An 11,946-nucleotide genomic window follows, 5' to 3' on the forward strand; every position below is an offset into this window, starting at 1 on the left:
GGGAGGCGCCGAACCGTATGCACGGGAGCTGACTTAAGGATACGTCGTCCACAGCACTGCGTATGTCCCCCCTTCGGGGGACACTCGTCAATCGACGGGATTCAGGACAGGAAGAACTGCGTCGACTGCATCGAATCGACCCCGCCGATCGACACCGATAGGTGGTAAGACGCACCCCCGCCACCCGCGACGGGGCGGCTGGTCGAAGCGCACGAATCGACCGAAGAGCGAGTGCGATCCCATGTCAGCGGTGCCGCGCTGGTGACGCTCTGTCCGGCGGCGAGCAGCACCACCATGTCGCTGGGTTCGGTCTGGCAGTCGGTCGATCGCCACCAGGTGTCTTCGCCGCTCATGACGGTGAAGGACTGCGTGCTCGTGCCGACGTTCAGCGTGCAGTCGGTCGCCCCGTTGTTGGTCAGGCGGATCGAGAACTGGGGGTTCTGCCCTTGGGCGTAGGACTCCTGGTCCGTGACCCCCTCCACCAGCACATCGCTGGACACGCAGGCCTTCGCGGTCGGTGTCATGCTCGGGTCGGGGGTGGCCGGATCGGCGGGCGGAGTCGTCGCGGCCGACGTCTCCGCCGTCGGGACGGGCAGTTCGGTGGCCGTCCCGTCGGACGTACTCGAGGGTTTCGGCGAGGGACCGGATGCCTCGGCCGCCGCGCCGCGCCACGGTTGGGCGATCAGCAGCCAGGCCACGAGGGCCGCCACCGCCAGCACACCGATCAGCAGCACCAGTCGCCTGCGCCGGTACACGGCGGGCGAGTGGCGTCTGCGGCGGGGCTGTTCATCGGTCGCCATACGCCCAGGCTAAGCCGAGCGCGGCGACGCGCAGGATCGGCGCGCCCAGGAGCACCGGCCTCAGGCGGGTTCGAGCACCTTGAGCATGCGCGTGTTGCCCAGCGTGTTCGGCTTGACGTGCGCGAGGTCCAGGAACTCCGCGACACCCTCATCGGGGCTGCGCACGAGCTGCGAGTACACGTCGGCGTCGACGACCTGTTCGCCGATCGGCGCGAACCCGCGGCGGGTGAAGAAGTCGACCTCGAAGGTCAGGCAGAACAGGCGGGTGAGCCCCAGTCGACGCGCGCGCTCCTCGAGCGTCTCGACCAGCGCACGCCCGATGCCGTGGTGCAGCCAGCCGTCGGCGACGATCAAGGTGCGGATCTCGCCCAGGTCCTCCCAGATGACGTGAAGGGCACCGCATCCTACGATCCGCCCGTCCGCCGTCTCGGCGACCACGAACTCCTGCACCGACTCGAACAGCAGCACGAGATCCTTGCCGAGCAGGATCCGTCGCTGGACGTACGGCTCCAGCAGTTCCTGGATCGCGTGCACGTCGGAGGTCCGCGCCGGTCGGGTGATGAACTGGCTCACGCGGCAAGCCTATTGCCCGGGCACCGGCCATCGACTCTTCGACAGTGACCGTCTATTCTCAAGTCATTATGAATATTCATACAGCAGTGATTATTGAGCTTTCGTCGCTCGTCCGGAGCACGACCCTGCCCGGCGATGCCGGCTGGGACGCCGCCCGCAGCTCGTTCACCCTCTCCGTCGATCAGACGCCCGCCGCCGTCGTGCACGCCGAGTCGGTCGACGATGTCGTCGCCGTCGTCGACTTCGCACGCGCCAACGGGTACCGGGTCGCCCCGCAGCGCACCGGTCACAACGCCGCTCCGGTCGGTGACCTGAGCGGCAGTATCCTGCTGCGCACCGATCGCCTGACGGGCATCGTGATCGACGCCGAGGCGCGCACCGCACGCGTGCAGGCCGGCGTGCAGTGGCAGGACATCGTGCCGCTCGCGGCCGAGCACGGCCTCGCGGCCCTCGCGGGATCGGCCCCCGACATCGGCATCATCGGCTACACGCTCGGCGGCGGCGTCTCCTGGCACGCGCGCTCCCTCGGGCTGGCCGCGAACAGCGTGCTGAGCGCCCAGATCGTGACCGCGGACGGCGTGCTGCGCACCATCGACGCCGCGCACGACCCCGACCTGTTCTGGGGCATCCGCGGGGGCGGCGGCAGCCTCGGCATCGTCGTCTCGCTCGAGTTCCGCCTGTTCCCCATCACCGAGGTGTTCGCCGGCGCGCTGTTCTGGCCCGAGCAGGAGGCCGAGCGGGTGCTGCGGGCGTGGCGGGAATGGACCACCACCGTGCCCGACGCGGTGACCTCGATCGGGCGCGTGCTGCGCTTCCCGCCGTTCCCCGACGTTCCCGAGCACCTGCGCGGGCGCGGATTCGTCCTGGTCGAGGCATCCATGCGGCTCGACGCGCGCGCCGGAGCCGAGCTGCTCGCGCCGCTGCGCGCCCTCTCCCCCGAGATCGACACGTTCGACACGATTCCGGTGACGACTCTCGCGGGCCTGCACATGGATCCCACCGAGCCCGTCCCCGGCGTCGGTCATGGGCGGCTGTTGAGCAGCCTCGACGATGCCACCCTCACCGGCCTCGCCGACGTGCTCGCCGGCCCCGGTGCGCACCTGCTGTCGGTGGAGATCCGCCATCTGCAGGGCGCCCTCGCGCCCGGCGCGATGACCGGCGGTGCCGTCTCCGGATTCGACGCCGACTTCCTGCTCTTCGCGGTCGGCATCGGCCCCACTCCCGACGCGATCGTCGGCGTCGATGCCGCCATCGATGCGGTCCTGGGCTCGGTCGCGCACGTGACCGCACCCACGACGTTCCTCAGCTTCTCCGAGCGCAAGATGACGGACGGCGAGCTGTTCGGCGCGAGCATCGACCGCCTGGGCCGGATCAAGCAGACCTACGACCCGAATCGGCTCTTCCAGGCCAACCACGAGATCACGCCTATCGCGGATTGACCGAAACGACAGAGGGGCGGATGCCGCAGCATCCGCCCCTCTGTCGATCTGTCTGACGACTACTCGCCGCTGGCGACCGCCAGGTCGGGCGTGGCGGTGATCTCGCCGCCGTTGACGATGCCGACCGCGACCTTCTCGCCGCGCGGGCCGTTCTCGAACACGAACTCGCCGTTCTGGGCATCCACCTTGACGTGGTCGCCGCTGTTCAGCTCGCCGTGCAGGATGCGCTCGGAGAGGCGGTCCTCGACCTCGTGCTGCATCGCGCGACGCAGCGGGCGGGCGCCGAGGGCCGGGTCGAAGCCGATCTCGATGAGCTTCTCCTTCGCGGCCTGCGTCAGCTCGATCGTCATGTCGCGGTCCAGCAGGCGCTCGGAGAGACGCTTGGTGAACAGGTCGACGATCTGGATGAGCTCGGGCTTGGACAGCTGCGGGAAGACGATGATGTCATCGACGCGGTTGAGGAACTCGGGCTTGAAGTGCTTCTTGAGCTCTTCCTGCACCTTGCCCTTCATCCGGTCGTAGGACGTCGCGGTGTCACCCTCGACCTGGAACCCGACCGGGCCGCCCGCGATGTCGCGCGCGCCCAGGTTGGTGGTCATGATGATGACCGTGTTCTTGAAGTCGACCACTCGGCCCTGACCGTCGGTGAGACGTCCCTCTTCGAGGATCTGCAGGAGCGAGTTGAAGATGTCGGGGTGAGCCTTCTCGATCTCGTCGAAGAGCACGACGGAGAACGGCTTGCGGCGCACCTTCTCGGTGAGCTGCCCGCCCTCTTCGAAGCCGACGAATCCGGGAGGGGCACCGAACAGACGCGAGACGGTGTGCTTCTCACCGAACTCCGACATGTCGAGCGAGATCAGCGCGGTCTCGTCGTCGAAGAGGAACTCGGCGAGCGCCTTGGCCAGCTCGGTCTTTCCGACACCGGTGGGGCCGGCGAAGATGAACGAGCCGTTCGGACGCTTCGGGTCCTTCAGGCCGGCGCGCTGACGACGGATCGTCTTCGCGAGGGCCGAGATCGCCTCCTCCTGGCCGATGACGCGCTGGTGCAGCGCCTTCTCCATGAAGACCAGTCGCGAGGACTCCTCTTCGGTGAGCTTGAAGACCGGGATGCCGGTGGCCTGTGCGAGCACCTCGGCGATCAGTCCCTCGTCCACGACCGCGTGGGTCGCGACGTCGCCGGAGCGCCACTGCTTCTCGAGGCGCAGGCGCTCGGCGAGGAGGGACTTCTCCTCGTCGCGCAGGGAGGCGGCCTTCTCGAAGTCCTGGTCCTCGGACGCCTGCTCCTTCTGGGTGCGGACGTCGGCGATCTTCTCGTCGAACTCGCGCAGCTCCGGCGGGGAGGACAGGATCGACAGGCGCAGGCGGGCGCCGGCCTCGTCGATCAGGTCGATCGCCTTGTCGGGCAGGAAGCGGTCGCTGATGTACCGGTCGGCGAGGTTCGCCGCGGCCACGATCGCGCCGTCGGTGATCTGCACCTTGTGGTGCGCCTCGTAGCGGTCGCGCAGCCCCTTCAGGATGTTGATCGCGTGGGGCAGGCTCGGCTCGGCGACCTGGATCGGCTGGAAGCGACGCTCGAGCGCGGCATCCTTCTCGAAGTGCTTGCGGTACTCGTCCAGCGTGGTGGCGCCGATCGTCTGGAGCTCACCACGGGCCAGGAGGGGCTTGAGGATCGACGCGGCGTCGATCGCGCCCTCGGCGGCACCGGCACCCACGAGGGTGTGGATCTCGTCGATGAAGACGATGATGTCGCCACGCGTGCGGATCTCCTTGGTGACCTTCTTCAGGCGCTCCTCGAAGTCACCGCGGTAGCGGGAACCGGCGATGAGCGAGCCGAGGTCGAGCGAGTAGACCTGCTTGTCCTTCAGGGTCTCGGGGACCTCGTTCTTCACGATCGCCTGCGCGAGGCCTTCGACGACGGCGGTCTTGCCGACGCCGGGCTCACCGATCAGCACGGGGTTGTTCTTGGAGCGACGCGAGAGGATCTGCATGACCCGCTCGATCTCCTTCTCGCGCCCGATCACGGGGTCGAGCTTGTTGTCGCGCGCGGCCTGCGTCAGGTTACGGCCGAACTGGTCGAGGACGGCGGAGCCGCCCTGCGCGTTGGCCGTGCTGTCGTGCGCGGCGCCGCTGACGGCGGCCGGCTCCTTGCCCTGGTAGCCGCTGAGGAGCTGGATGACCTGCTGGCGGACCTTGTTCAGGTCGGCGCCGAGCTTGACGAGCACCTGTGCGGCGACACCTTCACCCTCGCGGATGAGCCCGAGCAGGATGTGCTCGGTGCCGATGTAGTTGTGGCCGAGCTGCAGCGCTTCGCGCAGAGACAGCTCCAGCACCTTCTTCGCGCGCGGCGTGAAGGGGATGTGACCGGTGGGCTGCTGCTGGCCCTGACCGATGATGTCCTGCACCTGCTCGCGCACGGCGTCCAGCGAGATGCCGAGCGACTCGAGCGCCTTCGCGGCGACACCCTCACCCTCATGGATCAGGCCGAGCAGGATGTGCTCCGTCCCGATGTAGTTGTGGTTGAGCATCTTCGCCTCTTCTTGGGCGAGCACCACCACTCGACGAGCGCGGTCCGTGAATCTCTCGAACATCATCAATTCCTCCGGCACGGGGGCCAACGGGCGCAGGTCCTGGCGCCTTACATCGAGGGTAACCAGCGGGCGGATGCCCCACGCGAATGTTCGCCAGGGGCGGAGAGGCTCGCGACCCGGTCTTGACATGCCGAAGGCGCTTGGCATAACGTTCATCGATAACAACGACTATCGATATGTACCAGTGGAGACACGATGACCGACCAGGCACTTGACACCATTCCGGATCGCGCAGATCGGATCGCCATGCGCGTGATCGCCGCGCTCACGGCGATCATGGCGGTCGCACTCGCTGCCGGTCAGATCACCGCGGCCGCGACCTTCGTCTGGGCCGACTCGGTGACGCTCTCGCTGCTGGCCGATGAGGCGCTGGCGGTCGAACCCGACCGTGGCCTCGTCGCGGCCGGCATCGAGACGGTCACCGTCACCGCCGATGCACTCAGCGGCGGCGCTCGGGCCGTCTTCGCCGGCGGAGCGGTGCTCCTGGCTGTGACAGCCCTGATCGTGGGGTTCGCCCTGGCATGGCTGCTGGTGGCGGCATCGGGCGGGCGCCCCTTCCGTCCGGCCCTCTACCGATTCAGCCTCATCGCCGGGTTCGCCCTGGTCGTCGGCCCGCTCACCGCAACGGCACTCACCGGGTTCGGCTCCATGCAGGCGGCCTTCGAGTTGAACGATGCCGTCGGCGGCATCCTGATGCCCGGCTTCGGCATCACGTCCTGGGGAATGACGATCCCGATCATCGGGCTCGGTGTCATCGGGCTCGCGTACCTGTTCCGCCGGATGGAACGCCTGCAGCGCGACACGGACCTCCTCGTATGACCCCCGCCGAGGACGACGGACCCAGTGGAGTCCACTGCCGCCTCGACGAGCTGCTCGAGGCGCGCGGGATGACGCTGACGCGCCTCAGCGAGCTCGTCGGCGTGAGCGTGGTGAACCTGTCCATCCTGAAGAACGACCGGGCTCGCGCCATCCGCTATTCGACGCTCTCCGCGATCTGCCGCGCCCTCGACTGCGAGATCGGGGAGCTGCTGGTCCGCGCCGACTGAGCGCGGCCGTCACACGAAGGAGAGCGGATGCCGTGATCCCACAGCATCCGCTCTCCTTCGTCACAACCGTGCGGGTCAGCTCTCGCCGGCGATGCGCACCTTGATGTTGTCGAACTCGCCGCCCGTGAGGATCAGCTGGACGTCGAAGTCGTCGTCGACACCGGTCACTCCGGCGACGGTGACGCGGGGCGCCATGTCGGCCGTGCAGACCTGGTCGGCGGCCGGGGTCTGGAAGGTCGCCGTGACCTCGAGCGGCGTGGTGGCCACGACATCCTCGAGCACCGGCACACAGGACGAGCTGCCCCACGACAGGATGAGGAATCCGCCGTCGTCGAACCAGCCCGCGCTCGGGAGGTACTCGGTCATGTCGCCGGCTTTACCGGTCAGGCCCGGGTCGCCGTCGAGGTCGGTGTCGCCCGCGTAGGTTCCGGTGACGACGATCTCGAGGTCCTTGGTCGGGTCCACGCCCGCCGGCAACGACACGAGCGAGGCGCGGGGCACCAGGTCGCGGGTGCACGCGGCACCCTCGGGGTCGGTCAGCTCGACGGTGAGGGTCGCGGTCGCCGCGTCGTAGGTCGGCTCACCGGCCGTCGGCACGCAGGTGGAGCTGCCCTGGGTCACGATGCCGACCGCACGGCCGTCATCGAGCCACGCGGCATCCAGTTCGGTGTCGCCGACGACGGGCGCGCTGGGCGCTCCGGACGAGTTCGGCGCGCCGGCGGGGGTGGCGCACCCGGCGAGCGCGAACGCAGCCAGGCCGATGGCAGCGGAGACGGCCAGAAGACGGCGGGAGATCGTGGTCATATCTCGATCCTGGCCGAAGGCGCTGAGCGATGCCAGGGAAACCGGTCACGGCGGCGTAACGACGGGCGCGTCCGCGCCTCTACTGCAGGGCAGAGGTCAGCCGCGCCAGGTTGTCCAGCACGGTCGAGCGCAGGGGCTGCTTCAGCCACTCCTCGAGGGTCAGTTCCCGGCTGAGGCTGCGGTAGATGTCCTCGACCTCGCGCATCTCGGTGACGAACTCCTCGCCGCGCACGAGCAGCGAGATCTCCATGTTCAGACCGAACGAGCGCATGTCCATGTTGCTCGAGCCGATCACCGCGACCTCGTCGTCGATCGTGAAGCACTTGGTGTGCAGGATGTACGGCCGCTTGTACATCCAGATCTTCACGCCGGCACGCAGGAGCATCTCGTAGTAGCTGCGCTGCGCGTGGTAGACCATCGCCTGGTCGCCCTCTTCGGAGACGAAGAGCTCGACCTCGAGGCCGCGGTGGCAGGCCGTCGTGATCGCCAGCAGCAGCGCCTCATCGGGGATGAAGTACGGGCTGACGATGGAGATGCGCCGCTGCGCCGAGTACAGCAGGCCGGCGAAGAGTCGCAGGTTGTTCTCGACCTCGAACCCGGGTCCGGACGGGACCACCTGGCAGTCCAGCTCGCCCGGCCCCGCCTTGACCTCGAACAGGTCGATCTCGTCGGTGAGGATCTCGTCGGTCTCGCTGTACCAGTCGGACAGGAACACCGCGTTGACGGATGCCACGACCGGGCCATCCAGTCGCGTCATCAGGTCGACCCAATGCAGGCCGCGCTTGATGTTCTTCTTCAAGTTGTACGTCGAATCGGTGACGTTCTGCGAGCCCATGAAGGCGACCGAGCCGTCCACCACGAGCAGCTTGCGGTGGTTGCGCAGGTCGGGGCGCTGGTACTTGCCCTTCAGCGGCTGCACCGGCAGCATCAGGTGCCATTGCGCGCCCATATCGGTCAGGCGTTTGAGCGTCTTCTTGTAATACGGCTTGCCGCGGTTGGCCCAGTGGTCCAGCAGGACGCGCACGCTCACCCCGCGAGCGGCGACCTCCTCCATGGCGCGGAAGAAGTTGTCGGTCGCGGCATCGGTCTGCAGGATGTAGAACTCGACGTGCACATACTCCTTGGCCTCGCGGATCGCGGCGGCCATCTCGTCGAGGCTGTCCTGGTACCCCGGGATCAGGTGCGCGGTGTTGTCGCCGGCGAGCGGCATCGCGCCCAGACGGCGGTTCATCGTCACCAGCGAGGTGAACCATTCGGGAGCGTGCGGACGCAGCGTGCCGAAGTCGAGGTGCGCGCTCGTCTCACGGATGTAGTCGTTGATGCGGCGTTGCATGCGCCGGCGCTTGCGCGGCAGGCGCGGGTTCCCGATCAGCAGGAACAGGAAGACGCCGACGAGCGGGATGAAGTAGATCGCCAGCAGCCACGCCATCGCCGCGGTGGGGCGACGGTTGCGCGGCACGATGATCACGGCGGCGATGCGCACGGTGATATCGAAGAGGAACACCAGCCACAGCCACCACGACGGATCGAAGGTGAATGTCACTGTGGGTGCTCCTCGCTGATGGTCACCTCAGCGTAGTAGCCCCCGGGGTCATTGGCCGGAAGGCGAAGAGGTCCCCACCGGCGGGAGTCCGCGCTTTGCGCGCTCCTCCGACTCGATTCGGGCGTACACGCGACGCTCGGTGCGGTCCATCCGGATGATGCTGCGCAGCACGAAGAAGAACAGGACGCTCACGACCACAGTCGGGATGAGCGACCAGAACACGGCGACCCAGTAGCTATCCATACCCTCCAGGATACGCGGCATCCTCTCCTCCCCACCCCGCTCCTGCGGTGAGGGCTTCCACGGCCGGTTCCGACGGCTCCCGCGGCCGCTCGACGACGCGCATCGTCGGGGCATGACCATGATCGTCAAGGCCGCGAATGCGGCGCAGTTCCTGTCCGTCGTGCCGCGCATGCTGGGGTTCCTTCCGCAGCGCAGCGTCGTGCTCGTCCCGTTCGACGGTGCCCGCAGCCTCGGCGCGATGCGCTTCGACCTGCCGCCGATGCAGGAGGATCCCGCGCGCCTCGCCGCCACCCACCTCGGGATCGTGTGCCGTGTGCCGCACGCGGACGCGCTCGCCATCGTCATCTACGGCGACGAGGCGTGGGAGGCCGCGGCGATACCTCGCCGTGCGCTTGCCGATGCGCTGCTCGCGCGTGCGGACGACTGCGGCCTCCGCGTGACCGACGCCCTGTTCGTCGGCGTATGCGCTTGGGGGTCGTATCTCGACACGGAGTGTCCCGCCCGCGGACGACCTCTCGCCGAGCTGGAGACCGTGCCGGCGGGAACAGGCGGCACACTGCCGCCGCTGCCCACGGGCGACCAGACCTCGGGCGCGGACCTGCCGGTCGCCGACGCGGCCGCGGCGGAGCGGGTGGCCGAGGCGCTGCGCAGTCTCGGGGACGCGGTGGAGCTGCTCTGCGGGGCGGATGCCGCGACCACGCCGGGTGCGTCACGACGCGGCGCGACCGAGCGAGCCGCGGCGCTGGACGGGACCGCCGAGACGGAGCCTCCGCTCGCGGCGTCCACCGACCCGGACAGTCGACGCATCGACCCCGCCGCCCTCGTGGCCGTCTGCGCGCTCGACGATCTGCCGACGCTGTTCGAGGATGCCCTGGAATGGGATGCCGCAGCCCTGGCTCCGTACGACGCGGCGGCGCTGATCTGGTGCCTGGCGCGACCATCGCTGCGGGACATCGCGCTCGTCCAGTGGTGCAGCGACATCGACGGCGGGGATGAGGCGCTCACGGCGCAACTGCGGTGGGAGGCGGGCGAGGAGTACCCGGCGCACCTCGCCATGCACATGTGGGGCGAGGGGGAACAGCCCGAGCCCGCGCGGCTCGACGCCGCGCTCGACCTCGCCCGCGCCGCGGCCTCCCTCGCTCCCGAACGCGCCCGAGCCGGCGCCCTCGCGACGTGCGCGTGGCTGTCCTGGGCGCTGGGGCGCTCCACCCACGCCGAGCGCTACGCGCAGCAGGCGTGCGGGATCGAACCCGAGCACGGCCTGGCCGAGATCGTGCTCTCGTTCATCGGCGCGGGGCATCTGCCCGACTGGGCGTTCCACCGACGTTCCACGGTCCGGCGACCCGAGAGCCACCGGATCCTGTGAGGGCGCTACTTCACGAGCGGGAAGAGGATCGTCTCGCGGATGCCGAGCCCGGTGATCGCCATGAGCAGACGGTCGATGCCCATGCCCATTCCGCCCGACGGCGGCATGCCGTGCTCGAGGGCCCGCAGGAACTCCTCATCGATGTTCATCGCCTCGACGTCGCCGCGTGCGGCGAGCTTGGCCTGCTCGGTGAACCGCTCCCGCTGGATGACGGGGTCCACGAGCTCCGAGTAGCCGGTCGCGAGTTCGAATCCGCGGATGTACAGGTCCCACTTCTCCACGACGCCGGGAATCGAGCGGTGCTCCCGCACGAGCGGGCTGGTGTCCAGCGGGAAGTCCATGACGAACGTGGGGCGGGTCAGCCCGCCCTTGATGTAATGCTCCCAGAGCTCTTCGACGAGCTTGCCGTGGGTCGCGTGCGGCGGAGTCTCGACCCCGGCCTGGGCGGCGAGCGCGAGGAGGTCCGCGAGCGAGGTCTCCGGCGTGACCTGCACTCCGGCCGCCTCCGACAACGAGTCGTACATCGAGATGCGGTCCCATTGCCCACCGAGGTCGTACTCGGTGCCGTCGGCCCAGAGCACCGTCGTCGATCCGGCGACCGCGATCGCGGCGTTCTGGATCAGCTCCTGGGTCAGGTCGGCGATGCCGTTGTAGTCGCTGTAGGCCTGGTAGGCCTCGAGCATCGCGAACTCGGGGCTGTGCGTCGAGTCGGCGCCCTCGTTACGGAAGTTGCGGTTGATCTCGAAGACGCGGTCGAGGCCGCCCACGACGGCGCGCTTGAGGAAGAGCTCCGGCGCGATGCGCAGGAACAGGTCGGTATCGAACGCATTGGAGTGCGTCACGAACGGACGAGCGGATGCCCCGCCGTGCTGCACCTGCAGCATCGGCGTCTCGACCTCGATGAAGTCGTGGGCGGTGAAGGTCGCCCGGAGGCTCGCATTCACCTTGGCCCGCGCCCGCACGGTGTCGCGCGCACGCTCGCGCACGATCAGATCGAGGTAGCGGCTGCGCACGCGGCTCTCCTCGGAGAGTTCGGTGTACATGTTCGGCAGCGGCATGACCGCCTTGGCCGCGATCGCCCACTCCGACACCATGATCGACAGCTCGCCGCGGCGACTGGAGATCACTTCGCCCTTGATGAAGACGTGGTCGCCGAGGTCGACGAGCTCCTTCCACGCCTGCAGCGATTCCTCTCCGACGGCCGCGAGCGAGACCATGCCCTGGATGCGGCTGCCGTCGCCGGCCTGCAGCGTCGCGAAGCAGAGCTTGCCCGTGTTGCGGCTGAACACCACCCGGCCGGCGACCGCGGCGGTCACGCCGGTCTCGGCACCGGCCTCGAGGTCGGCGTATGTCGCGCGCAGCGCGGGGATCGTGTCGGTGATCGGGAGCGAGACGGGGTAGGCGCCGCCCGCGGCATCCTTCCGTTCCGCCATGAGACGCTCACGCTTGGCCAGGCGCACGGCCTTCTGCTCGAAGATGTCCTCTTCGGAGGGCTCTGCGGCGTCGGCGGGCGCGGTCACGGGCGTGTCGGTCATCGGTGGGGC

The 11,946-nt window shown here is 68.7% G+C and carries 11 protein-coding genes; 4 read left to right on the forward strand and 7 right to left on the reverse strand.

Going from position 1 to position 11,946, the window contains the following annotated elements; all coding sequences use genetic code 11:
* Positions 1–101 precede the first annotated feature (101 nt).
* Positions 102–800, reverse strand: a complete 699-nt coding sequence (locus ASD65_RS11345) for a hypothetical protein (RefSeq protein ID WP_200948661.1) — start codon at positions 798–800, stop codon at positions 102–104.
* A gap of 60 nt (positions 801–860) precedes the next feature.
* Positions 861–1,373, reverse strand: coding sequence for an amino-acid N-acetyltransferase (locus tag ASD65_RS11350; RefSeq protein ID WP_056222603.1), 513 nt, complete (start codon positions 1,371–1,373; stop codon positions 861–863).
* Positions 1,374–1,459: 86 nt separating this feature from the next.
* Here ASD65_RS11350 and ASD65_RS11355 point away from each other — a divergent pair, with 86 nt between their 5' ends.
* Positions 1,460–2,812, forward strand: coding sequence for an FAD-binding oxidoreductase (locus ASD65_RS11355; RefSeq protein WP_056222606.1), 1,353 nt, complete (start codon positions 1,460–1,462; stop codon positions 2,810–2,812).
* 59 nt (positions 2,813–2,871) lie between these two features.
* Here ASD65_RS11355 and ASD65_RS11360 read toward each other — a convergent pair whose 3' ends face one another.
* Positions 2,872–5,400, reverse strand: coding sequence for an ATP-dependent Clp protease ATP-binding subunit (locus ASD65_RS11360; RefSeq protein WP_056224763.1), 2,529 nt, complete (start codon positions 5,398–5,400; stop codon positions 2,872–2,874).
* Between the two features lie 195 nt (positions 5,401–5,595).
* On the opposite strand from ASD65_RS11360, the gene ASD65_RS11365 reads away from it, so the two are divergent.
* Together ASD65_RS11365 and ASD65_RS11370 are read left to right on the forward strand one after the other, a co-directional pair.
* The gene (locus ASD65_RS11365) at positions 5,596–6,219 is read left to right on the forward strand and encodes a hypothetical protein (protein WP_056222610.1); all 624 of its coding nucleotides are present in this window, start codon (positions 5,596–5,598) and stop codon (positions 6,217–6,219) included.
* Complete coding sequence (locus ASD65_RS11370; RefSeq protein WP_056222613.1) at positions 6,216–6,446, forward strand: helix-turn-helix domain-containing protein; 231 nt, start codon at positions 6,216–6,218, stop codon at positions 6,444–6,446. The genes ASD65_RS11365 and ASD65_RS11370 overlap by 4 nt, the downstream gene beginning before the upstream one ends.
* A 75-nt stretch (positions 6,447–6,521) precedes the next feature.
* Here ASD65_RS11370 and ASD65_RS11375 read toward each other — a convergent pair whose 3' ends face one another.
* From ASD65_RS11375 to ASD65_RS11385, 3 genes are all read right to left on the reverse strand, one after another.
* Positions 6,522–7,250 carry a hypothetical protein gene (locus ASD65_RS11375; protein ID WP_156378852.1) on the reverse strand — a complete coding sequence of 243 codons (729 nt, stop codon included), beginning with the start codon at positions 7,248–7,250 and terminating at the stop codon, positions 6,522–6,524.
* A gap of 79 nt (positions 7,251–7,329) precedes the next feature.
* Entirely contained in the window at positions 7,330–8,793 is a 1,464-nt protein-coding gene (gene cls, locus ASD65_RS11380; protein WP_056222616.1) for a cardiolipin synthase, read from the reverse strand.
* 48 nt (positions 8,794–8,841) lie between these two features.
* On the reverse strand, positions 8,842–9,036 hold the full coding sequence (locus tag ASD65_RS11385; RefSeq protein WP_056222619.1) for a hypothetical protein: 195 nt from the start codon (positions 9,034–9,036) through the stop codon (positions 8,842–8,844).
* A gap of 112 nt (positions 9,037–9,148) precedes the next feature.
* On the opposite strand from ASD65_RS11385, the gene ASD65_RS11390 reads away from it, so the two are divergent.
* Entirely contained in the window at positions 9,149–10,402 is a 1,254-nt protein-coding gene (locus ASD65_RS11390) for a DUF4192 family protein (protein WP_056222622.1), read from the forward strand.
* A gap of 5 nt (positions 10,403–10,407) precedes the next feature.
* On the opposite strand, the gene lysS is transcribed toward ASD65_RS11390, so the two are convergent.
* A complete protein-coding gene (gene lysS, locus ASD65_RS11395; RefSeq protein WP_056222624.1) occupies positions 10,408–11,937 on the reverse strand; it encodes a lysine--tRNA ligase in 1,530 nt (509 codons plus the stop codon).
* Positions 11,938–11,946: the final 9 nt, after the last annotated feature.

It is taken from the genome of Microbacterium sp. Root61 (assembly GCF_001427525.1).
GTDB lineage: Bacteria > Actinomycetota > Actinomycetes > Actinomycetales > Microbacteriaceae > Microbacterium.